This is a genomic window from Hymenobacter segetis (genome assembly GCF_038448715.1).
Lineage (GTDB): Bacteria > Bacteroidota > Bacteroidia > Cytophagales > Hymenobacteraceae > Hymenobacter > Hymenobacter segetis.
Map to the genome: position 1 here is coordinate 1 of NZ_JBCEVZ010000069.1, position 23,584 is coordinate 23,584.

Sequence of the window (23,584 nt, forward strand, 5' to 3'; positions counted from 1 at the left end):
GCACCAGCACCGAGAGCTGGCAGCCGCGCTGGGCGGGGTCGGCGGGCGTGATGATTTCGAGCTTATCGGTAGAAAGATTCAAGCCCCGAATTATGCTTTCGAGGCGGGCGGTGAGCTGCTCGCTCTTGCGGCGCAGCACGGCCATGCCGCCGGCCCGGTCCACAATGTCGAGGCTGGCGCGGTGGATGGCCATCGGGAAAATCTGGGCGTTGGAGAGCTGCCAGCCAGCCGCGCCGGGCATGGGCCGGAAGCCTTTTTTCATCTGGAAGCGCACCGAGGCGTCGTGGCCCCACCAGCCAGCCAGCCGCACAAGGTCGGGCCGATTGGCAAACCGCTCGTGCACGAACACGCCCGACGTGCCGCCGGGGCCGGAGTTCAGGTATTTATACGTGCACCAGCAGGCAAAATCCACGTCCCAGTCGTGCAGGCGCAGGTCGAGGTTGCCGGCCGCGTGGGCCAGGTCGAAGCCCACGTAAGCCCCCACGGCGTGGCCCGCTTGGGCAATGGCGGCCATGTCGAAGGCCTGTCCGGTGTAGTAGTTCACCCCGCCAATGAGTACGGTGGCGAGCGAGTCGCCCAACTCCGCGATTTTGGCCAGAATGTCCTCGGTGCGCAGCGTGTGCTCGTCGGGGCGGGGCACCAGCTCCACAATGGCATCGTCGGGGTCGAGGCCGTGCAGTCGGGCTTGGCTTTCAATGGCGTACTGGTCCGACGGGAACGCGCCGCCTTCCATCAGAATCTTGTAGCGCGTGGCCGTGGGGCGGTAAAACGTGACCAGCAGCAGGTGCAGGTTCACGGTCAGGTTGTTCATCACCACCACTTCAATGGGCAGCGCACCCACCAGCCGGGCCGTAGCCTCGGTGAGGGTGTCGTGGAAGTGCATCCAGAACGAAGGCGCGTGGAAATGGCCTTCCACGCCCAGCCGCTCCCAGGTTTCAAACTCCTGCTCGGCGGCGGCGCGGGCGGCTTTGGGCATCAGGCCCAGCGAGTTGCCGCAGAAATAGGCGCAGGGCTGGCCATCGGGGCCGGGCGGCAGGTGAAACTCCTGGCGGAAAGCGGCCAGCGGGTCAGTAGCGTCGGGGTGGGCGGCGGGGGAGGAATTCATAGCAGCAAAAGCTAGTTCACCCACACCGTATTGAAGAACAGGTTCAATAGAAAGCAGAGGGTGAATAAGTTGAGGAAATACAAGCCGGTCGCTACTTCGCGATACCAACGGAAACGGTCGGGACGGGTCAGCCAATAGCCCGTGAGGTATAGGGCAATCAGCCCGAAGAACCACAGCCCCTCGCCCGGTGCAAAATTGACCATGAGCGTGGGCATTCCCACCATCAAGCCTACGGCCACCGCCGAGGCCACAATAGCAAGCACGACACGTGGCGTGGCCCACTGGGTATGCCAGGCCCAGGCCAGCAGCGCGGCCCAAAATGGCGTGGCCAGCAGGTAGCGGCTTAGGCCCACCAAGTCGCCGGCCTGGTAGAATACGATGAAGAACCCGGCACCCACGGTATACCCCAGGGCGAAAAGCACCGCCTTGGAGGCGGGCAGCTCGGTTGTGCTGGCCGAGCTGCGCTGCTTCAGCCAACGCAGGCCCAGTGCCGCGCAGCTGACCAAAGCCATCAGGCTGACCATCAGGCTAAGCGCGTCCAGCCATAGGGCCGGAGTGCCCGCTGATGAGCTTAGGTATTCGACGGGCAAGCGAAACTTGTGGCCCCACAGCGCGTGCACGTTATAGAAAGCGAACGGGTCGCCGCCCTGTTGCCACTGCATCAGCATCACGATGCCAATGCTGGTGGCAATGGCCAGCAAACCGGCCAGCAGGTTGCGCACCAGCCGCAGCCCCGAACTAAGGCTGCCCCACGCCAGCAGCTCGGCAAACAGGTAGGCCGGCACGAAGAGGGTGCCGGCCGAGCGCGTGAGGCAGCAGCCCAGCAAGCCAATCAGGGTAAGCGGCAACTTATCGCGGTGCAGACCACACAGCATAAGCGCCCCAAAGAAATAGAAAAAGCCCTCGGTGTAGGGCACCATCGTAAACATCAGCAGCGGAGCCGAGGCGATGAGCAGGGTTTGCCGGCCGTTGAAATTGAGGGTGCGCGCCAGTACGTACATCCCGATGGTGGTCACCGTCAGGTTGAGCGCGGCGGCGTCCAGCAGGTTGAGGTGCGCGTAGCGCCACACCAGCGGCGCGAGCGGAAAGAACGCATTGTAGCCACGGGTGGGGTCGGCATACCCAATGTCCCGAACCGCCATTAGGTCGATGACGTCCCACTTTTGCAGGGAAATATTATTGGGCAGTTGGTTTACGTAGCCGAAGCAGTAGAGTGCCGAATAAACAGCCGCCAGCAGCCCCAGGTGCAGGAGCAACGCCGCCAGCGGCGGGTTGCGGAGCAGCCGCGCGGCTGCCGCCTGGCCGGGCCGGCGCACGGGCGATAGCAGGCGCTCAATGGTAAGAGGAGAGGTCATGCGAAAAGGAGGAAGCCGGAATTAGCGAATTTTCTCAATGCTGATGTCATCCACGTAAAAATCTTCGCGGGTGATGCTGGTCTGCCACACGGACAAACTCACTTCATCGCCGGGCTCAATATCATCTGGCAGAATAAGGTCGCACTGAGCGTGTTCCCATTGCTGGATGCGCCGTGGCGATGTGACGGGCAATACGCCCCAGAAGCGCTGCTCACTGCCGTGCTTCACTTGCAGGATGATGCCGGCTTTGAGGCGGTTGCTCGGTAGCCACACCCACGCCCCGAGGCGCACCCGCCGGGGCATGCCCAGTTGCCCGGCGGAGGTGGTATAGTGCGCTGTGAATTCGGAGTTGGCATCGGCCAGGCAGGCGTGCTGCCCAGAACGGGCGCGCACAGTGGTCAGCCACGGGGTTCCTTCAGGCTGCCAGCCGCTTAGGTTCTCAAAATCGAGTATAAACCCGGGCTCTTCCGGCGCGGGGCGGCAGCCGCCCAGGGTGGCGGCCAGGGCTACGGCCAGCGTGGTTTGGAGTAGGCGGTGCCGCCGGTGAAGCAGCGTACTTATCCGATAGAAAAAGGGCATAATGGCCTGGTAAGGGGGCGTGAAGTTAGGCTTTAAGTACGGACCTGGCCGCCGGGCCCCGGCCCAGCAGCTGGTGCTCCGTGGCCGCGCCCAGCCAGTCCAGGGCATTCTGACCCAGCATTCGGGCTTTGATATCTTCCGAAAACGGCATGGATTTGATGAGCTGGCCCGGCTCCAGCTCGCCCAGCGGAAACGGGTAGTCGGTGCCGAGCGTGATTTTGTCGGCCCCCAGCGTTTTCACCAGGTAATCCAGCATCAGCGGGTCGTGCACCAGCGAGTCGACCCAGAACTTGCCGAGGTACTTGCGCGGGTTGTGGGGGTTGTCGATGGCGCACAAATCCGGCCGCACCTGCCAGCCGTGCTCGATGCGCCCGATGGTGCTGGCGAACGAGCCGCCGCCGTGGGCCACCGCCACGCGCAGGTTGGGCAGGCGCTCCAGCACGCCGCCAAATATCAGGGAGCAGAGCGCCAGCGTGCTTTCGGCGGGCATTCCTACCAGCCAGGGCAGCCAGTATTTGGGCATTTTCCCCTGGGCCATCATGTCCCAGGGATGCACAAATACGCAGGCCCCGAGCTCCTCGGCGGCGGCGAATACTTCGAAAAGCTCCGGCGCATCCAGGTTCCAGTCGTTGACGTGGGAGCCAATCTGCACGCCGGCCAGCCCGATTTTCATGCAGCGCTCCAACTCCCGGATGGCCAGGTCGGGGGCCTGCATCGGGATGGTGCCCAGGCCCACGAAGCGGGTGGGGTAGCGCCGCACCACGTCGGCAATGTGGTCGTTCAGCAGCTGGCTGAGGTCCAGGCAATCGAGCGGCTGCGCCCAGTAGCTGAACATCACGGGCACCGTGCTCAGCACTTGCACCTGCACGCCAAACTGGTCGTACTCGCGCATCCGCACGGCAGGGTCCCAGCAATTATCCTGCACTTCGCGGAAGAACTTGTCGTCCTGCATCATGCGGGCGCAGCAGGGCTTGTGGTGGTCGAGCCGGATGAAGCCGCCATAACCGTACCGTTCGCGCAGGTCGGGCCAGCGCTCGGGCAGGATGTGGGTGTGGATGTCGATGCTAAGGGGATGGGGCAACACGGCGGGGCGGGTGGGGCAGGAGAAGGCGAGGGATGGAGAAAAAGGCCGTCATGCAGAGCGCAGCGAAGCATCTTTACCGCAGTAGTAATCCAATCAACTGGGTTTAGGTGCGCGGTAAGGATGCTTCGCTGCGCTCTGCATGACGGTCTTTCTTGTTATTCAGCAGCTGGCACTACCGGCGCAGGCGCTTCCATATAAGTGCCGCAGTTTTTGCAGGTGCGCAGGTCATCATTCGCCCAAAAGGCATTCATGATGGGCGGCAGCTGGGCCACGATGTCGGTGATGAGGGCAAACTCCTCGTGCAGCTTGTGGCCACAGTTTTCGCAGTACCACTGGAAGCCGTCGGGCTCGTCGGTGGTGCGGTAGCGCTCCAGCACCAGGCCCACGGTGCCGGCCGGGCGGCGCGGCGAGTGCGGCACGTAGGGCGGCAGCAGAAACATCTCGCCGGGCCCGATGGTGATATCGACCGGCTTGCCGTCTTCGATGATTTTGACGGTCATCGTGCCCTCGATTTGCCAGAACAGCTCCTCGCCGGCATCCACGTGGTAGTCCTTGCGGGCGTTGGGGCCGCCCACCACCATCACAATGAAATCCTTATTGTCTTTGAAAACCTGCTGGTTGCCCACTGGGGGCTTCAGCAAATGGCGGTGCTCATCAATCCACTTCTGGAAATTAAACGGACGGGCTATCATGGGCGGGAGGGGTTGGTTGCGGGTACTAAACTACTGCCGAGCGCGGAGTCCGGGCCGAATAGGCCGGCTGGGAGCTGGCAGCCAGCTACTCGCCGCCAACCGACGGCGCTATCTTTGCCGCTTATCCGGCGGCATCCGGCCCGGGCGCCCACCATTCTTGTCTATTATGAAAAACGGGCAGCGCCTGCTACTTCTGCTTCTTTTCTACGGCCTGGTATTCGTGGTTTTCACCTGGCCACTGGCGGCCAATTTTGGGACGTCTTTTATCGCCATCCCGGGCGGCGATTCCAGCTGCTACATCTGGGATGCCTGGCATTTTCGCAAGCTCCTGCTCAGCGGGCACAACCCGTATGTGACCGACTGGCTATTCTTCCCGCGCGGCACCGGGCTGATAATGCACGGCTACCTGCCCGTGTTGGGCCTGCTGAACCTGGGCCTGAACAATCCATTTCTGGCCGTGAATCTGGGCTTGCTCCTCAGCGCCGCCATCTCGGGAGCGGGGGCCTACCTGCTGGCGCGGCGCTGGGTTCAAAGCCCGGTTCTGAGCCTGCTGGCGGGGTTCATTTTCGTTTATTCACCCTTCAAGCTGCAACGCCTCACCCAGCATTTCAACCTGCAGCTCACGGCCACCATTCCCTTTTATATTCTGCTATTTTTCCGGGCGTTTGAATTCGAGGAAGGACGGTTTTTGCCCCGGGTGCGTAGCTGGGGAGCCGTGGCCGGCTGCTTCGCTTTGGGAATTCTCACGCTGCTCAGCGACTATTACGTGCTGTTTGGGCTGCTGTATTTTTCGCTGGCCTATGCCGCATGGTACTGGTTCCGCATCGGGCGCATCCGCTGGGGTGCGTGGCGCACTTGGGCGTGGCTGGTGGGCATTCTTGTGGTTGGCCACATCGTGGTTCGCCTGCTGCGCCTGTCGGGACTGCCCGAGTTCAGCATCTGGTGGGCCGGCGATTTGGTGGCTTACCTGATGCCGCCGCCCACCAGTCGGTTCGTGTATTGGGATTGGGCGGCGCGGCTCTATAACAACGCCAAGGTATTCAACATGCCGGGCTCGCTCGAAAATACGCTGTTCATTGGCTATGCGCTGCCGCTGCTGGCGCTGGTGCTGTGGGCGTTGCGCCTGGCCCGGCGGCGTCCCCCGTCCCAGCGCGCGCAGAGCACCGACGGCCGGCCGCTGGCCTGGGTACTCATTATTTTCCTGATGTTCACCGTGCCCACGCTGCGCATCTACGGGCACGAATGGTTGAACCTGCCCACGGCCGTCATCCACTTCATCCCGTTTTTCAATAACATCCGCTGTCCCACCCGCTGGGTGCTGATGGTGGGCCTGCTGCTGCCCATCGTTTCCTTCAGTGCCCTGGAATCATTGTGGGCTACCGCCTTGCGGCCGGGTATGCGCTTGGCGCTCAGTTTGCTGCTGGCGGGTATTGTGCTGTTGGAGTTCTGGCCGCAGCCCTACCAGCGCCTGACGCAAGCGGCCATCCCGCCGGTGTTTCGGCAGGTAGCGCAGCTACCGGGCACCTCGCTCATTCCCATTCCCCTGGGCATTCTGGATGGTAACCGACAAGTGGGGCTGATGCAGCCGGAACAGATGTTCTACCAAACCCAGCACAATAAAAAGCTGCCCATCGGCTACCTGTCGCGGGTCAGCCCCGAGCTGTTTACGTCGCTCGATGAGCAGCCCGTGCTGCACGCCCTGCTGCGCGTCCAGATGCGGCCCGACTCGCTGGCACCCGCCCCGCCCACTCCCGCCCAGATGCAGGCCTTTCTGCGCACCTACGACCCCGCCGCTTTCGTCATCGACCCGGCCTTCCGCAACCAGCCGGTCGCCGCCTACCTGCGCCAGCTGCTCCAGCCCTACGGCTACCGCGAGCAGCTGGTGGGCGGCTACGTGCTGCTAACCCCGCCCGCCAAGTAAAAAAGGCAGAATCTCTAGGTTCCTTACTCTAAAAATCAATCGTCTATGAGCCTTCCGTTGACTTCCCGCCGCGCCCTCGTGGGCGGCTCTACCCAAGGCATTGGCCGGGCCGTGGCCCAATTGCTGGCCGAGCAAGGCTGTGCCGTAACGCTGCTGGCCCGCAACGAAGAGCGGCTGCGCGAAGTCGCCGCCGCCCTACCCACGCCCGCCGAAGCCCGCCACAACTACTTAGTGGCTGATTTCGACGACCCCAGCCACCTCGAAACCGTGGTGCAGGGCTACCTGGCCCAGCACCCCGAGGGCTTCCACATTCTGATAAACAACACCGGTGGCCCGGCCGGCGGCCCGCTACTGGATGCCTCGGTCGATGACCTGCGCATTGCCTTCAACCAGCACGTGGTGTGCAACCACCTGCTGGCGCAGGCCGTGGTGCCGGGCATGCGGGCGGCAGGCTTCGGGCGCATCATCAACATTATCAGCACCTCGGTGAAGATTCCGCTGGCGGGACTGGGCGTGAGCAACACCATTCGCGGGGCGGTGGCCAGCTGGGCCAAAACCTTGGCCAACGAGCTGGGTCCGGCCGGTATCACCGTCAACAACGTGTTGCCCGGGGCCACGCTCACCCAGCGCCACACCTCCCTTATTGAGAAAAAAGTGACCCAAACCGGCCAGTCGGCCGAAGCCATTGAAGCCGACATGCTGAAAACCATTCCGGCCCGCCGCTTCGGCCACGCCGAGGAAGTGGCCGCCGCCGTGGTTTTCCTCGCCTCGCCCGCCGCTGGCTACATCAACGGCACCAGCGTGCCCGTGGACGGCGGCCGCACGGGCGCACTGTAATGTCTTCGGGTGAATGAGGGAAGGAATTCCCCGCATTTTCCAATTCTTCATTCCGCCTTAAGCGAAGCGTTTACCTTTGCTGCTTTCCGGCTGCGTCCAACTTCTTTCCTGTGGTAAAATTCGACACCTTATCCATCGTTATTCCGGTTTACAACGAGGCCCGCACCATTCACCAGATTCTGGATTTGCTGCGGGAGTTAGAACTGGTGAATAATATCGGCAAGGAAATTATTCTCGTTAACGACTGCTCTACCGATGCCTCGGCCGACACCATTCGGGCCTATGCCGCGCGCTACCCCGAAATGGGCCTCCGCCTGCTGGAGCATCCCGTGAACCAGGGCAAGGGAGCCGCGCTGCACACGGGTATCCGCGAGGCTACGGGCGACTACATCATCATTCAGGATGCCGACCTGTAATACGACCCGGAAGAGTATAACCTGCTGATAAAGCCCATATTAAAAGGGTTTGCCGACGTGGTTTTCGGCTCGCGCTTTATCGGGGGCAATCCGCACCGCATCCTGTTTTTCTGGCACAGCATCGGCAACTATTGGCTCACCCTGTTCTCGAACATGGTGACCGACCTGAACCTGACCGATATGGAAACGTGCTACAAGCTGTTCCGGCGCGACATTATTCAGGGCCTGAAGCTGGAGGAAAACCGCTTTGGCTTCGAGCCCGAAGTGACCGCCAAGGTGGCCCGCGTGCCGGAGGTGCGCATCTACGAAGTCGGCATCAGCTACTACGGCCGCACCTACGCCGAAGGCAAAAAAATAGGCTGGCGCGACGGCTTCCGGGCCATCTACTGCATTCTCAAGTACGGCCTGCTGGGGCAGTAAGCCTGTTGCAAAACCTGCGTAAAATTAAATGCGCCGGCCCCGTAGCGAAAGTGCTACGGGCCGGCGCATCAACAAAAGATAGCGCTTCGCGTAGGTTATTCGGCCCGCAGAATTTCCATATCGTCGATGTAAGCTACGCTGGTCGGGGAGGCCCCGCGCCACAGGTACATATACAGCTTGTTGGTGGGGCTGAGGTTGGCCGGCATGGTCAGCGTTTTTTCAATTTCTACCCATTCGGCACGTTTCTTCACCGCAGTCTCCAAGCTCAGAGCTTCCCAGAGCAGGGGCGATGCGCCCTGCTTGTCCGGGTCGATAACCTGGGTAACGATGGCTCCACCGGGCTGCCCGGCCGGTACAAATACCCAGCCTTTTATCTTGATTTTGGTGAGACGCGTGGGGCTAATCTTACCCACGGTGCCAATGAAGCCGCTGGCATATTCCACATCCGGACCCACGCGCATGGAGTAAATGCCGGAGTGCGCCTTTTCGCGGGTGAGCGATACCGGCAGAGGAGCGTCGCCGTTCCAGCCTTCTATTTCTTCAAAATCATTGCCTGCCAGAAAGTTGTCGGGACGCGATTTGCCGTTCTTGTCGCCGCAGCCGGCCAGAGTGGCCAGAGCCAGCACTAAGTAGATATGTTTTTTCATAAAATGATTAGAGGACCTTTTTAGGCGCATAAAGGTAGGGCAGATTTTGCTCCCAAGCACACCGCGGTACCCGTAAATGGACGGTGGATTGTACTTTAGGGGCTAAATTAATTTATTCCGCTTCGTGTCATCCCCTTCCTCCACTACTGTTGCCCTCACGGACGAGCCCATGGCGGGCGTATCGCCGGCGGCTCCGATTCCGTACTTCCAGCCCCTTGATATTGTCCGCTTCCTGGCAGCTGTGCTCATTCTCATCACGCACAGCTACGACCACTGGACCGACGTGCCGCGCATTGCGGCTGCTACAACCGGCCCCGATGGGCAGCCCGCGTGGTGGGCCCTCAAGCTCAAGGTGTTTGTGGGTAGCTTCAATATTGGAGTAGACATCTTTTTTCTGATGAGCGGCTTCCTCATCACCTACCTGCTGTTGGTCGAAAAGCAGCGGTACGGCCGCATCGACATCAAAAGCTTCTACATGCGGCGGGTGCTGCGCATCTGGCCGCTGTACTATTTCTGCGTGGCCATGGCCCCCGTGCTCACGCACTTCGCCCACGAGCCGGCCGCCAATATGCCCATGCACCTCCTATTTCTGGGCAATTTCGACCTGATGAAAAACGGCTGGGGCTCTACCGCCGTCAACCACCTGTGGTCCATTTGCATCGAGGAGCATTTTTACCTGGTGTGGCCGCTGCTCATCGCGTTTGTGCCACGTCCCAAGCTCACCACCGTGTTTGGGGCGGTTATTCTGCTCAGCTTCCTCACCCGGATTTACTATTTCTACTTTGAGCCGGGCACTTATAACACGCTGTATCTCCACACGCTGTGCCGGTGGGATGCCCTGGCCATCGGCTCCTTATTTGCCTACGCCCATTTCCATGGCTACGGGCTGCCACGCGTGCCGGCCGCCATGCGCTGGATGCTGTACGGCGCCACCCTACTGGTTTTTGCCAACGATGCCTATGGCAACTGGGACAATATTTTCCTGCTGTCCTTCAAGAAGTATGTGTTCCTCGGGGTTATTGCCTTTTTCATCGGCAACGTACTCTTCAACCCGGACTCGGCGGTGCAGTGGCGCGGGCGCACCATTTTCCACTACTTCGGCAAGATTTCCTACGGTATCTACATGTTCCACGGGTTCGTGATTTTTGCGCTGGTGCGGGCGTTTCCCATGTTTCATACCTCGTTTTTCATCGGGTGGGTGCTGCTGTTCACGCTCATCATCTCGGCGGCTTCCTACGAGCTGGTGGAAAAGCCCATCCTGCGCCTGAAGAAGTATTTTGATGCTTTCCGCCAGCAGCGCGCCAAGCTCCGCGAGCCTGAGCCGGCCCCGGCCGTGCCGGTGTAGCCCACGGGCTAGTCGTTGGCCGCCGCCGGCAGCTGGGTCGGCGGGGCCAGCCATTCGGGCGTAAACACCACCTCGTCGGGCCGCCCGAGCACGTACATCGTTTGGCGCACTTGGCAGGTACCCATGCGCAGACGCAGCGAATAGGCCCCCGGGGCCAGCGTCGGCCAGGCCAGCTCCCACCCGGCTGCGGGCAGCTGCTGCCCGCTGAGCACGGGCTGGCCGCACAGGTCATAAACCGTCCAGCTGAGCGACGAGCGGCCCCCATCGGGCGAGGCAATACGGTGCCGGGGCGAGTTCACATCGTGGTAGGCCACAAGCGGCGTGAGCCAGCGCTGCCGCACGGGCAGCGCCAGGAAGTTAAACTCCCGGGGGTTGAGGTTTTGCTGCAAGGCTAGGCGGGGCCGCTGGCCGGGCGGCTCCTGCACCTGCCAGCTCATTTCGGCCCCGGCCTCGCCCAGCACGGCAACCGTGGCGCGCGGCAGACGCCCCACGCCCACCACCGGCCCCACGGGCGTAACCGGCGGCGTGGGGGCCGGCTGCCGTGAGGTATACACCCGGATGTAATCAATATCGTATGTGTCGGCCCGGTCGCGGGACCAGCTCATCATGGCCAGGTTGGCAATCACATCGAGTGGGCAGCCCAGCGGCAGGTAGCGGGTTTCGTGCCGAATGGCGATGCCATCGAAGTAGTATACCATCTCGTCGGGCTGCCAGCTCAGGGCGAAGGTGTGGAAATCGTCGGTGATGCTGCCCGGCCCGGGCCAGTAGTAAAAGCTCTGCGATGATTCTTTGTCGGCCCCGAGTGGCCCAGGCCGCCAGTAGGGGTGGCTCCATAGGATAATGTTGTTGCCAATGATTTCCGGGGGCGAGCCGGCTTCAAATACATCCACTTCATCGGGGTGGCCGAAAAGCCAGAACGACGACGACGAGGCCTCCTTGCGGGGCAGCCGGCACCGAATCTCAAACAGCCCAAAGGAAAAGCCTGTGCTGCCCTCCGGGCACCCTGCCGACATGAGGGAATCGCGCCGGTGAGTGCTAAATAACAGGGCGGATTCGTAGTGTAGCTGCCGGCCCGCGTAGGGACGCGGCTCGGCCCGCCGCCGGGCCCGCAAGTGCAGCAGGCCGGCCGAATCGACGGCGACCTGCTGGCCGCTGTAGTACTGGTCTTCGTAGCCGCCCAGGTTGTGGCCCCACGGGTAGGCAAACCGCCAGTGGTCGGCCACCACGCTGCTGTCGCCGGGCGTGTTAAACTCGCTGCCCCAGAGCAGCTGCCACTGGGCGTGCCGGAGCGTATCGGGCCGGCTTTGGCCGGCCGCCGTGGTTGCCGAAGCCAGCCCACCCGCCATAATCAACCAGAAAACGCTCCGTAACATAGCCAGTGCCCGGCACAGAAATACATGGCTGCGCCCGAAGTAAAGATAAGTGCGGCCGCGGCACCAGGCCGCGCCTCGGGCCGCGTGTGGGGCCAATGGCTGCGTGCAATGAAAGTCCGGCTAGTACCTTTGAACTTCTACTAGTCTGAACTTTTGGATGGATAATTACTCGTTACGCCAGCGCGCTACGTTTGCGGTTTTGTTCTATGTGCTGCTGCTGCTGCTGGTGCCCAAAGCCGGCTTTCCCGGCGACGTGGATTTTTGGGTGCGATGGGCCAGCTACACGTTCGAGCACGGCTTGGGCAACGTGTACCAAGTGCCCGATAACAACTACAATCCGCTGTTCCACTACTTCCTGTGGTTTTTTGGCTGGCTGATGGGCAGCGTGGCCAAAATTGAGCACTACCGCCACTGGATAAAGGTATTGGTGCTGGTGTTCGATTTTGCGGGGGCCTTCTGGGCCGCCTCGCTGGTGCCCGAGCGCGGCCGGCGGTTTGGGTTGGCGCTGCTGCTGCTCTTCAATATCGGCTACCTCTACAATACCCTTATTTGGGAGCAGGTAGATGCTATTTATACCTGTCTGGTGTTTGGGGCCGTGGTGTGGGCGGTGCAGCAGCGCACCGTGCGCAGCATGGTGTGCTACCTGCTGGCGCTGGCCGCCAAAACGCAGGCCATCATTTTCCTGCCGCCGCTGCTGCTGCTGTGGGGGCCGCTGTGGGCGCATCGCCCGTGGCAACTGGTGCGGGGCAGTGCGGCAGTGGCGGTGGTGGCGCTGCTCATCCTCACGCCGTTCATCTGGTTTTCTTGGGAAAACTACGTGCCCCGCATTCTGGACATCAACCTGAACGCCACCCAAACCTACCCGTTTGTGTCGGTGAATGCCTATAATTTCTGGTTCCTGCTGGCCCCGGAGGCGGCGGGTGGCATGGTGGTGGATACCATGCCCTTGGCCGGCCTCACGTACCACAACTGGGGCCTGCTACTCTTTGGCACAGCATCGGCCCTGGCCCTGTTGCCCCTGCTGGTGATGGTTCTTGCGCAGGTGCGGGCGCGGCGTGCCCGCTACGCGGCCCTGCCCACCCTCAACATGGCCGTGGTGCTGCTGGGCTGCGGGCTGATTCCGCTGGCGTTTGCGTTTTTCAATACCCAGATGCACGAGCGGTACTGGCACGCGGCCATGCTGTTTCTGGCCGCGTACGGTTTTTTGCGGCGCGATTACTGGCTGCTGGGCCTGGTATCGGTGGCCTACTTCCTCAACCTGGAGGCCTGCCTGCGGTTTCTGGAGCTCCAGAATTATCAGGTGCTCATTTTCAAGCCGCAGTTCGTGGCCGGGCTGTTTGGGGTGGCCCTTGCGCTGGGGCTGTTCAAGCTCTACCGCCTCATGGCGTGGCGCACGGAGTGGCAGCACATCTGGCCGGGCGCGGCCTCCGTGCCGGTAGTGGCGGGAGGTAGCTACGGGGCTGATAATTAAAGTCTATTGGCCCGCAATTGCGCAAGAATGCGCCGTAACCAGCGGGCTCTATCAAAAATATTTTTGGCTAACCAGCCGGGCCACCACGACCACGCATGAAAAGAGCTGATTTCCTTTATATCCTGCTGGTGGTGCTGGTGCTGGCCATTGGCACGCTGGTGCGCGTGAGCCACTACCCGCACATTCCGCCAGGCTTCAACCAGGACGAGGCAGCCAGCGCCTACGAGTCGCTGTCATTGGCCGAAACCGGCATGGATAAGTGGGGCAATGTGTTGCCCGCCTACTTCCCGGGCTGGGGCAGCGGGCAAAACGTACTGCTGGCCTACCTCTCGGTGCCGGTTATCAAGCTCTTCGGAATGAATGTGTTCACAGCCCGGCTGGTGCCGCTGGCGCTGGGCCTGCTGGCGCTGCCGCTGCTGTTTTTCTGTCTGCGGCCCCTCGGGCGGTATGCTGCGCTACTGGCCACTTTCCTGCTGGCGGTGGTGCCGTGGCACTTCATGCTCTCGCGCTGGGCCTTGGAAAGCAACCTCGTGCCCTTCTTCATGCTGCTGGGCTGCACCACGGTGTCGCGGGCCTTCATCACCGGGCGGCGGCGCTGGATTATTCCCTCCCTGATTCCGTTTGGGCTGTGCCTGTACGCCTACGGCACCACCGTTTTGGTGCTGCCGGGGCTGCTGGGCATCATCGCGGTGCTGGGCTTTGCGCAAATCCGGGCGCGGTGGCAAAGCTGGCTCCTGGCGCTGGGCCTACTGGGCGTGGTGGCCGCGCCATTCGCGCTGTTTTTTATTGAGAATTACGTGGTGCAGCGCAATCTTGACTGGACCGATGTGCTCTTTTTCAGCACGCCCCTGCTGCCCTCCACGCGCATGAGCCAGGTGGCTGGCGGCAGCTGGCTGGATACGGCGCAGCTAAACATGGATTTTCTCCTGAATGGGTTCGACGACGGCACGAGCTACAACGTGCTGCCCGGCATCAAGCCCTTGTTCGATTTCGTGGTGCCGCTGGCCGTCATCGGCCTGCTGCTGGGCCTCTGGAAGCTGGTGCAGCGCCGGGGCCAGGCATTTGCTTCGCCCCAGGGCATTGTGGTGGCCATTTTTGCGGCGTGGGCTGTGGCTTCACTCAGCCTGTTCTTCTCTTTTGGGCTGAATGTGAACCGCTTTAACCATGCCTATCTGCCGTGCATCGTGCTGGCGGCGTGGGCTGTAGCCACCATCACCAGCCGCATCCGGCCGGTGGTGCTGATGCAGGCCAGCCGCTGGGGCGCGGTAGCGGTGGTGGCCGTAGCCGGCGGCCTGGCCATCAACGACTACTTCACCTCCTACCGGGATAGCCGGATAATAACGGACTTCAACGACGGGCTGGGCGATGCTTTCAAGGCCGCCGAAAACCTCTGGGGTGTTGAGCAGGTCCGCATCACGCCCAGCATGCCGCTGCCTTACGTGTACACGCTGTTTTACCTGAACTACCCGCCGGCGCAGTTTCAGCGCGAAGCCAAGGTGACGGTAGAAAACGGGAATTACAGCGTCAAGCGCTTTGGCAAGTACGTCTTTGCCGATGAAGAGCTCAACCAAAGCCAGTCCTACGGCTACCTGGCGCGCCGGAATGAACAACCGGAAGTGGCCGGCCGCAAGCGCCTCGTCCTGTTCACCAACGATACCTGGGAAGTGGGCCTGATGAACGTAGTGGCGAAGTAGCTTTTGTTGAGGCGGCCCAATCTACGGGCCATGCGCCTACTCTCTAATAGCCAACTAACTTTGCTGCGAGTAGCCGGGGCTCAACTCCTGCTAAACAGGCCTGCTGAACCCGTTTGACCAGCGTAGTTGATGCCCGTTTGGGCCGATGCGCCGCTATTCTCAACCTCCGTACTCCTCCGCTGCAATGGGTAGCCGGAGCTGTTTCAAAACGTATTACCTGACTGATTCCCTTTCTTTTACTCTTTCCCAACCTGCGTGGAGCTGTCCGTCATAATTCCCATCTACAACGAGGAGTCCAACATCGATGAGCTGTACCGCCGCCTGCTGAGCGTGCTGGAACCCATGGCCCTGCCCGGCGGCTTCGAGCTGATTTTCATCAACGACGGCTCGCGCGACCAGTCTTTGCCCATGCTGCTGAACCTGGCCGCGCGCGACGAGCGGGTGCGCTACATCGACTTCAGCCGCAATTTCGGCCACCAGATTGCCGTGACGGCCGGCCTGGACCGGGCCGGCGGCGAGGCCGTGGTCATCATCGATGCCGACTTGCAAGACCCCCCCGAGCTCATTCCGGTGCTGTATCAGAAGATGCACGAGGGCTTTGAAGTGGTGTACGCCAAGCGCCGCTCGCGGCAGGGCGACAGCGTGGCCAAGAAGCTCACGGCACGCCTGTTTTACCGGCTGCTGGCCAGCATCACCAGCATTTCCATTCCCGTCGACACCGGCGATTTCCGCATCATCTCGCGCAAAGTGGTGGAGGGCCTGCGCCTGATGCCGGAGCAGAACAAGTTCATCCGGGGCCAGATTTCCTGGATTGGCTACCGCCAAACCTACATCGAGTACGACCGCGCCGAGCGGGCCGGCGGCGAAACGGGCTACACCTACCGCAAAATGATACGCTTGGCCCTGGACGGCATCACCGCCTTCTCCGACGTGCCCCTCAAGGCCGCTACTATTGGCGGGTTCATCGTGTCAGGTATTGCCTTTTTGGTGATGCTCTACACGCTCTATTCGCGGTTTGTCTCGCACGACTACCAGCCCGGCTGGCCGTCGCTGATGATTAGCATTCTCTTTCTGGGCGGGGTGCAGCTCATTGCCATTGGCATCATCGGTGAGTACATGGCCCGCCTCTCGGCCAACGTGCGCCAGCGGCCCCTGTACCTGATTTCGGCCACCAACCTGGCCATGCCCGCCAGCGCCTCGCAGAATCGGTAGCAGTCAGACAACGGAATAAAAAAGGCCGTCATGCTCAGCATGGCGGCCTATTTTCGCTATGGTTGCAACTGCAACGGCCCGCTAGGGCTATTTCTGGGCCGGGGTACCTTTGGGGTACCACTCGTAGAGCGACCAGCTGCCCTGGTGCCGCAGGCGGCGCATGTGCTGCTCCTGCGGGAAGGTGGGCATGCGGTTGAAGCGCGCCAGCATTTCGGGGCGGTCCTTCAGCATGTCGCGGTAGTAGTTGTTGCGGCCGTCGAAATAGGCCGTGTCCAGGAACACTAGAATCGGGCGCTGGTCCAGCCGCGAAAGCAGCGCCTGCGAAGGCCCGCCAGGCTCAAACGGGGAGAGCAGCGCCTCGGCATCGGAGGTGATGGCGCGCGTGGCCTTGTGGGCCATCAGCGGCAGCCCCGATACCATGGAGAGCTGATAGGTGGTGTTGCAGTGCGGGTCGTCGGGGTCGATGTTCAGGTTGGGCCGGTCCTGAAATTCGGTGCCTACGTGGTAGAACGGCAGGGGCAGAATGGCCTGGTAGCGGCCGGGCTCGGGCCAACCCATTAGCTGGCGGGCCGCGTCGGTATCGGCCGTGTTGGTAAGCAGGTTGCTGCGCTGCGTGTCAGTGTGGTAAAAGTGGGCAGCATTTAGGGTATCCACCACCAGCAGGATGCAGAGCACGGCCAGCGCCCAGCGCAGGCCCGCCAGCCGCTGCCATCGCTGCGCATACCAGCTGAAGCCCAGCACCACGGCCCACCAGAACGGCCAGATGAACCGCCCCAGCGCCCGGAACTGAGTGATGCGCTCGGTCACCTTATGAACCCAGAGAAACACGTTGAGGTAGTTGTGCACCACGTATTGCCCGTTGTCGAGGTCAATGTTTTCGCCGAGGGCGGCCAGTGCAAAGGGCAGGCTGGCCAGCAGCAGCAGCTTCAGGAAGTGGTAGTGGTCGTCGGTTTCGGGGCGGGGCAGGCGGGCACCGGCCGGCAAGCGCTTGATGAGCACCAGAACAGCCACCAGCAGCAGTCCGTAGAGCACGAAGCTGGTGAGGTACGCCGACGACTCGTAGGGAATATAAGCGGTGCGCTCTAGCGGAAAACGCACTTTGTTATAGATATAGCCCCGGAACAAAGCCCCGAACTGGAATTTCCACTCTATCCAGTCGTAGCCGCCGCTGCCCACCGGCCGCTCCTTATAGCGCGCATCCAGCCATTGCAGCAGGCCCCAGGTGAAAATGGCCGAGCCCAGCAGTGTAGCGCCCGTGCCCACCACCAGCGGCACCCAAGCCCGCCGCGTGCGCCAGCCTTCCACCAGCAGCCCCAGCACAAAAAAGGCCAGCGTACCGGCTATCAGCGGCAGGTAGTAAAAGTGCAGCCACGAGGTGAGCACAATGCTCACGAATAGCAGCGCAAAGTGCCGGGCCAGCGGCTGGTCGGCGCGCCAGGCGGCGTACAGGCGCTGCAAGCCCCACACCATAAACAGGATGGCCGGCGTGTAGGCCAGGCTCATGTGGCCCACCTGGAGGCGGTAGGTTTGCGGCCCCAGCCACGGCAAGGCCACGCTCAGCAGTACTGTGAGCCAGGCCGACATGCCCAGCCGCCGCAGAATGAGCACCAGCAGCCCGGTGCTGACGACAAGGCTGGAGAGGATAAATAAGTCGTAGAGATACAGGCCATAAGGGGCCAGCGCGGGCACGGCCTGCACCAGCGCGTGCAGCGGGGCCACCACCAGCGGGGTGCTGTCGGTGTAGTACATATACTCCCCAAAAGGGTAGTTGTGGCCGTGCAGCAGCATGCCGCTGCCCATGGGCTGCCGCAGAAACGAGGCCACCGAAAAGTAGCTTTTGATGCCGTCGTAGTGGTCTACTATCAGGTATTGCCCGGGGTGGAAGAGCAGGGCAGAGAAGGTGTAGGCGAGCAGCAGCGTTTGCAGCAGCAAGGCCAGTAGGCCAACTTTCCATCGTGAAAAGGACGCGGTGCTCAGCAAACCGGACTTGGGCTGGGCACTTTCAACTTGAACGGGCATGGGCAGGAAATCAGACGCGGAAGAAACAGCCTGCAAGTTAGGGCCGCCGCGTTTGCGGAAGGCGGCTAAACACACCCGCCCGATTCATTTTCTGCTAAGGCATGGGTGACGAGACCTTCACGGTCCAATTAAGAGGGGTTCCGCTGGCCGCTTTCCACTATTCGGCCTGTGGCTGTCGCCGGCCCCGGCAAAGGCTTTGACGGGATATGTGTTGTAGCTTTGAGAAGCCGCGCGCCCCCCCTGATTCCATTTTAAAGTACGTTTTTGGCCTGTTGTGATTGCGCCGGCATCCTGCACTTGAAAATTTCTATCGTTATCCCTGCCTACAACGAAGAGGAAAACTTGCCCGAAGTAGCGGCCCGGGTGAAAGAACACCTCGGCACCCGCTACGAGCGGGAACTGATATTCGTCGACGACGGCTCGCGCGACGACACGCAGCGGGTGCTGCGCGAGTTGCGGGCACAAGACCCCGAAATTCATTACGTGCTGCTGTCGCGTAACTTCGGCCACCAGAGCGCCCTGCGCGCCGGCATCGACTACGCCACCGGCGACTGCATTATTTCCTTGGATGCGGATTTGCAGCATCCGCCGTATCTGATTCCCGTGCTGCTGGGGCACTGGCTGGCCGGGTTCGACATCGTATACACCCAGCGGCGGGAAGACAAAAAACTGCCCTGGTTCAAGCGCCGGGCCTCGGCGGCCTTTTATGGGCTGATGAACAAGCTGTCGAGCGTGGATTTTGAGCCGGGCACGGCCGACTACCGCCTCATCGACCGCCGGGTGGCCGACGTGGTGCGCAGCAGCCCCGACGTGGAGCTGTTCCTGCGCGGGTTCATTCACTGGGTGGGGTTTCGCCAGAAACGGGTGGAGTACACGCCCGAGCCGCGCTTCCGCGGCACCACCAAGTACACCCTGCGCAAGATGGTGAAGCTGGCATTGAGCGGCATTACTTCTTTTAGTGTCAGGCCGTTGCACTTTGCCACGCTGGCCGGAGCGGCAGTATCTTCGCTGGCCTTTCTTTATGGGTTTTATGCGCTTTACATCCTGATATTCACCAACCGGGCCGTGCCTGGCTGGGCGTCGGTGCTGATTAGCGTGCTCTTCATCGGTGGCATTCAGCTGCTGGTGCTGGGCATCATGGGCGAGTATTTGGGCCGGCTATTTGTGCAGTCGAAACAGCGCCCGCCCTACTTGGTGCGCGAAACCGATGCCGACCTGGTGCCGCCGCGCTCAATGCCGTAGTCGCCGGGGCGATGTAATTTTCAGGTTTTAAGTAGTTGTAGCGTTTGGTTAGGCAGTCTTTCCGCTGCCCTTTGCGGAAAGCAACCCCTCGGGTTGCTGTATCCTGATTTAGTATGATGAGATTTTTTCAGAATTTATGGCGGCGGCACCCGGAGCGCATTACAGTGGCCGTTCTGTTGCTGGTGCATTTGGTACTGCTGTTTGCCCGGGTGGGCGAGATACTGCTGCACCCCGGCCAATACTTATTCGTGCCGGGGGGCGACGGCCTCAAAACATACTTTTCCATCGTGTACTACGTGCTCTACGACCACGGGCTGCAGTTCACGGGCATGCACTACCCTTACGGCGAACAATTCATCTACACCGATGGCTTTCCGCTGCTGGCGTGGGCGCTAAAGGCTTGGCAGGCCGTGTTTGGCATCAGCCCGGCGGGCATTGTGGCCTCCCTCAACCTGGCGGTGCTGCTGTCCTCGCTGCCGGCTACGCCGCTGGTGTATGCGCTGCTGCGCCGCAGTGGCGTGGGCCGGTGGTTTGGCGCGCTCGTCACGCTCACCATTGTATTTCTGTCGCCGCAGTTCCACCGCATTGGCGGGCATCTTACCCTGGCGCTGCCCTTCGTGGTGCCCCTGCTGTGGTACCTGCAGGTGCGGCTCACCGAGGCTGGCACTACTCGGGCCCGGGCCCGGTGGATGGGCTGGTACACGCTCACGACCGTGCTGCTGGCGCTTATTCACCCTTACTACCTGTTGCATGCTTTGCTGCTGCCCTTCGCCACGGCAGTGGTGATGGCGCTGCAACAGCTGCGCCGTGAAAAAACCTGGTGGCAGCTGCCCGCGTGGCTGGTGGCCGCCGGCTTGACCCCGCTGGTCATTTTCCGGGTTATCACCCTGCTGCTGGACCCCATCACCGACCGCCCCGTCAACCCCTACGGCCTGCTGGCCTACCATGCCAACGCCGCCAGCGTCTTTGGCCCCGTAGTGGAGCCGTTTTCCAAAGTATTCCAATACGTTTTTCATACCGAAGACCCCATTTACGAAGGGTGGGCGTACGTGGGACTGCCCGTGGTCATCGCCCTAGTCATTGCCGTGCTGCGGATGGTGGGCTACCTCTGGCGTCGGCGGCCGGGCCTCATTGGCCGGCCGGTGCTGCCCCGCACCTTGCGCGCCACGGTGTGGGCCGTGGTGCCCATCCTGTTGTTTTCCATGGCGTGGCCGTTCATTTTCGCCCCTTTTGCCCATTTGCTTGATTTGATGCCCGCTATCAAGCAGTTCCGCGCGTTGGGCCGCTTTGCCTGGCTGTTTTACTACGTAATTGCCGTGTGGGCCGCGCTGCAATACTGGCAGCTATACCGCCTGCTGCGCATGCACCGGCTGGCCAAGTTCGGCCTCACCATGCTGGGCGCGGTGCTGCTGGTGTGGGGCGTTGAGGCCAAGTATCAGATAGAGGCGATAACCAGCCCCGCCATAAAAAACGAAATAGCCAGCGGCTTCCTGGGCGAAAATGAGGGCTACAGCAATGCCTTGGCCAGTGTGGGATATTATTCGTCGCGCTACCAGGCTATTTTGCCATTGCCCTATTTTTCGCTGGGCTCCGAGAAGTTCGGCATCGAGCCCACGTTTACCAGCAGCGTCGAGAGCTTCCGGGCGGCGCTCCATTTGCACCTGCCGCTGGCCGCTACCATGATGTCGCGCACCAGCATCGAGCAAACCTTGCGCCTGCTGGAGCTCTTCTCGTCCGACCTCACGCCCAAAAGCCTGCCCGCCACGTTCCCCGACCAGCGGCCCCTACTCATAGTGGCTTCCTCCGTCGATTCCCTGCGGCCGGCTGAGAAGGCGTTGCTCCGCCGGGGTGCCCGCCTGCTCACTACGTATGAAAAAGTAAAGCTCTATGAGTTGCCCCTGAGTGCGTTTGCCACCGTCCGGCCGCAGCAAGAAGCAGAATGGTTTGCCGCCCACGAGGGCCAGCTGGTGAAAGATGGCCCGCTGTGGCGCACCCAGCCCGGGGCCGGCATCGTGTGGCAAACATTTGGTGGTGAGCAAGCCCGCGGTGAAATCAGCTTTACGCGGCCAGGGGCGGCACACTCTCAGAAAGACCTACTGTCGGTATTCGAGGGCACCTTGCCGAATGCCGTCGCTACCGATACGGCTACGTACGAGCTGAGCATCTGGGCGTATGCCAAAACCACTGATTGGCTGCCAGCCTTCACTTACCAGCAGTTTGGACCCGATGGGCAGCCCGTTGAGCAGGTAAACGAATCCCTGAACCATAGCACAGAAATCAGTGGCAACTGGGCGCGCTATTCGACCATTATTCACCTGCGCAACCCGGCCAATAAAATCGCCGTGCAAATCTATGGTGACGACATGATTGTGGATGACTTGTTGATTCGGCCACGTAGTACCAATGTTTACTGGTTCGATACCCAAGGAAAGCTGGTATTCAACGGTTTCCCGCTGCATTTGCCGCCGCATTAGGCCCAGCCGATTTTTGCGTCTATCCCGCTTTTTCCAGGTTACAGACCAGTTCATTTGCTCTTATGCTGCGCATTCAAAACTACCTGAACGGAGCACTGGTGCCGCCGCAGGCCGGCCGCTACCTCGATAACGTGGACCCCGCTACCGGCCAGGTATACGGCCAGATTCCCGACTCCGGTCCCGAAGACGTGGCCGCCGCCGTGGCCGCTGCCGAAGCCGCCCTACCCGCCTGGCGCGCCCTGCCCGCCGAAGACCGGGGCCGCCTCTTGGTAAAAATCGCCGACCTCATCGACGCCAACCTTGACCGCCTGGCCCGCGCCGAAAGCCAGGACAACGGCAAGCCCCTTACTCTGGCCCGCGCCATGGACATCCCCCGCGCGGCCTCCAACTTCCACTTTTTCGGCACCGCCGCCGGCCACTTCGCCACCGAAGCCCACGTGCAGGACGGCGTGGCCGTGAACTACACCGTGCGCCACCCCGTGGGCGTGGTAGGCTGCATCTCGCCCTGGAACCTGCCGCTCTACCTCTTCACCTGGAAAATTGCCCCGGCCCTGGCCGTGGGCTGCTGCGTGGTGGCCAAGCCCTCAGAAATTACCCCGGCCACCGCTTTTTTGCTGAGCGAACTGTGCATCGAAGCTGGCCTGCCGGCGGGCGTGCTCAACATCATCCACGGCAATGGGCCGAACTGCGGGCAGGCCATCGTGGAGCATCCGGGCATCAAGGCCATCAGCTTCACGGGCGGCACGGCCACCGGGCGGCACCTAGCCCGCACGGCCGCGCCCATGTTCAAAAAGCTCAGCCTAGAGCTGGGTGGCAAAAACCCGAACATCATCTTCGCCGATTGCGACCTGGCCGCCGCCGTAGCCACCAGCATCCGCAGCAGCTTCGCCAACCAGGGCCAGATTTGCCTGTGCGGCTCCCGTATCTTCATCGAGCGCCCGATTTACGAGGCCTTCAAAACCGAGTTTCTCAAGCAACTCAAGGACCAGAAAATCGGCGACCCGCTCGAACCCGATACCAAACAAGGCGCGCTGGTGAGCGAAGCACATTTGAACAAAGTGCTGGCCTACATCAAGCTGGCCCACGAAGAAGGCGGCAAGCTCCTAGCTGGCGGCCACCGCGCCACCGTGCCCGGCCGTTGTGCCGAGGGTTATTTCCTGGAGCCTACCGTATTCGAAAACCTGCCCTTCGACTGCCGCACCAACCAGGAGGAAATATTCGGCCCGGTCGTCACCCTCACGCCCTTCGACACTGATGAGGAGGCTCTGATGATGGCCAATAGCACCGACTACGGCCTCTCCGCCACCCTCTGGACCCGGGATTTGCAGCGCGCCCACCGCATAGCCCACCAGCTGCACAGCGGCATCGTCTGGATAAACACCTGGCTGCACCGCGACCTACGCACGCCCTTCGGCGGCATGAAAAACTCCGGTGTCGGCCGCGAAGGCGGGCTGGAGGCGCTGCGGTTTTTTACCGAGGCGCAGAATGTGTGCGTGAAGCTTTAGAACGTTACTCCCGCGTACACCTCGGCCAGCGGCACCTGGCAGGCGATGCTGCTCAAATCCAGCACGGCGCTCAGGTCGCGGAGCGGCCCAGGTGGTCCAGCGTGTGCAACTCGGCGTGAATGGCCTGGGCATCCAGCGCCAGGTATTGGCGCTGCCGCTCATGATTTGCAGGCGCTGGTCGCTGCCCACTACC

General features: G+C 61.7%; 17 protein-coding genes and 1 pseudogene. 10 read left to right on the forward strand and 8 right to left on the reverse strand.

Translation table 11 applies throughout. The annotated features are described in order from the left end of the window. From kynU to AAFH49_RS19210, 5 genes are all read right to left on the reverse strand, one after another. The coding region (gene kynU, locus AAFH49_RS19190; protein ID WP_342300725.1) for a kynureninase at positions 1–1,105 on the reverse strand (1,105 nt) is incomplete at its 3' end. 11 nt (positions 1,106–1,116) lie between these two features. Next, entirely contained in the window at positions 1,117–2,460 is a 1,344-nt protein-coding gene (locus AAFH49_RS19195) for a hypothetical protein (protein ID WP_342300726.1), read from the reverse strand. Between the two features lie 21 nt (positions 2,461–2,481). After that, complete coding sequence (locus tag AAFH49_RS19200; RefSeq protein ID WP_342300727.1) at positions 2,482–3,039, reverse strand: hypothetical protein; 558 nt, start codon at positions 3,037–3,039, stop codon at positions 2,482–2,484. 25 nt (positions 3,040–3,064) lie between these two features. After that, positions 3,065–4,123, reverse strand: coding sequence for an amidohydrolase family protein (locus tag AAFH49_RS19205; protein ID WP_342300729.1), 1,059 nt, complete (start codon positions 4,121–4,123; stop codon positions 3,065–3,067). Between the two features lie 155 nt (positions 4,124–4,278). After that, positions 4,279–4,815, reverse strand: coding sequence for a 3-hydroxyanthranilate 3,4-dioxygenase (locus tag AAFH49_RS19210; RefSeq protein ID WP_342300731.1), 537 nt, complete (start codon positions 4,813–4,815; stop codon positions 4,279–4,281). Between the two features lie 166 nt (positions 4,816–4,981). Here AAFH49_RS19210 and AAFH49_RS19215 point away from each other — a divergent pair, with 166 nt between their 5' ends. From AAFH49_RS19215 to AAFH49_RS19225, 3 genes and pseudogenes are all read left to right on the forward strand, one after another. Continuing rightward, positions 4,982–6,736 (forward strand): DUF6311 domain-containing protein, encoded by a 1,755-nt coding sequence (locus AAFH49_RS19215; protein WP_342300733.1) that lies wholly within the window; start codon positions 4,982–4,984, stop codon positions 6,734–6,736. A 45-nt stretch (positions 6,737–6,781) separates the two neighbouring features. Then, a complete protein-coding gene (locus AAFH49_RS19220) occupies positions 6,782–7,573 on the forward strand; it encodes an SDR family oxidoreductase (RefSeq protein ID WP_342300735.1) in 792 nt (263 codons plus the stop codon). 110 nt (positions 7,574–7,683) lie between these two features. Further along, positions 7,684–8,409 (forward strand): annotated as a pseudogene (locus AAFH49_RS19225) (glycosyltransferase family 2 protein). A 95-nt stretch (positions 8,410–8,504) separates the two neighbouring features. On the opposite strand, the gene AAFH49_RS19230 reads toward AAFH49_RS19225, so the two are convergent. Next, positions 8,505–9,056 carry a carbohydrate binding domain-containing protein gene (locus AAFH49_RS19230; RefSeq protein WP_342300736.1) on the reverse strand — a complete coding sequence of 184 codons (552 nt, stop codon included), beginning with the start codon at positions 9,054–9,056 and terminating at the stop codon, positions 8,505–8,507. Between the two features lie 124 nt (positions 9,057–9,180). Here AAFH49_RS19230 and AAFH49_RS19235 point away from each other — a divergent pair, with 124 nt between their 5' ends. Then, the gene (locus tag AAFH49_RS19235) at positions 9,181–10,401 is read left to right on the forward strand and encodes an acyltransferase family protein (protein WP_342300738.1); all 1,221 of its coding nucleotides are present in this window, start codon (positions 9,181–9,183) and stop codon (positions 10,399–10,401) included. 8 nt (positions 10,402–10,409) lie between these two features. Here the strand turns inward: AAFH49_RS19235 and AAFH49_RS19240 are convergent, their stop codons facing one another. Next, entirely contained in the window at positions 10,410–11,774 is a 1,365-nt protein-coding gene (locus tag AAFH49_RS19240; RefSeq protein WP_342300739.1) for a glycoside hydrolase family 16 protein, read from the reverse strand. A 157-nt stretch (positions 11,775–11,931) separates the two neighbouring features. On the opposite strand from AAFH49_RS19240, the gene AAFH49_RS19245 reads away from it, so the two are divergent. The 3 genes from AAFH49_RS19245 to AAFH49_RS19255 all read left to right on the forward strand — a co-directional run bounded on the left by AAFH49_RS19245 (position 11,932) and on the right by AAFH49_RS19255 (position 16,151). After that, the gene (locus tag AAFH49_RS19245; RefSeq protein WP_342300740.1) at positions 11,932–13,245 is read left to right on the forward strand and encodes a hypothetical protein; all 1,314 of its coding nucleotides are present in this window, start codon (positions 11,932–11,934) and stop codon (positions 13,243–13,245) included. Positions 13,246–13,340: 95 nt separating this feature from the next. Beyond that, positions 13,341–14,939, forward strand: a complete 1,599-nt coding sequence (locus AAFH49_RS19250) for a glycosyltransferase family 39 protein (RefSeq protein ID WP_342300742.1) — start codon at positions 13,341–13,343, stop codon at positions 14,937–14,939. 255 nt (positions 14,940–15,194) lie between these two features. After that, positions 15,195–16,151, forward strand: a complete 957-nt coding sequence (locus tag AAFH49_RS19255; RefSeq protein ID WP_342300743.1) for a glycosyltransferase family 2 protein — start codon at positions 15,195–15,197, stop codon at positions 16,149–16,151. A gap of 87 nt (positions 16,152–16,238) precedes the next feature. Here AAFH49_RS19255 and AAFH49_RS19260 read toward each other — a convergent pair whose 3' ends face one another. Beyond that, positions 16,239–18,170, reverse strand: a complete 1,932-nt coding sequence (locus tag AAFH49_RS19260; RefSeq protein WP_342300745.1) for a DUF6311 domain-containing protein — start codon at positions 18,168–18,170, stop codon at positions 16,239–16,241. A gap of 297 nt (positions 18,171–18,467) precedes the next feature. On the opposite strand from AAFH49_RS19260, the gene AAFH49_RS19265 reads away from it, so the two are divergent. The 3 genes from AAFH49_RS19265 (at position 18,468) to AAFH49_RS19275 (ending at position 23,391) form a co-directional block, all read left to right on the forward strand. Further along, a complete protein-coding gene (locus AAFH49_RS19265) occupies positions 18,468–19,412 on the forward strand; it encodes a glycosyltransferase family 2 protein (RefSeq protein WP_342300746.1) in 945 nt (314 codons plus the stop codon). A gap of 164 nt (positions 19,413–19,576) precedes the next feature. After that, positions 19,577–21,886 carry a DUF6311 domain-containing protein gene (locus tag AAFH49_RS19270; RefSeq protein WP_342300748.1) on the forward strand — a complete coding sequence of 770 codons (2,310 nt, stop codon included), beginning with the start codon at positions 19,577–19,579 and terminating at the stop codon, positions 21,884–21,886. A 62-nt stretch (positions 21,887–21,948) separates the two neighbouring features. Beyond that, positions 21,949–23,391 (forward strand): aldehyde dehydrogenase, encoded by a 1,443-nt coding sequence (locus AAFH49_RS19275; RefSeq protein ID WP_342300750.1) that lies wholly within the window; start codon positions 21,949–21,951, stop codon positions 23,389–23,391. Positions 23,392–23,584 lie beyond the last annotated feature (193 nt).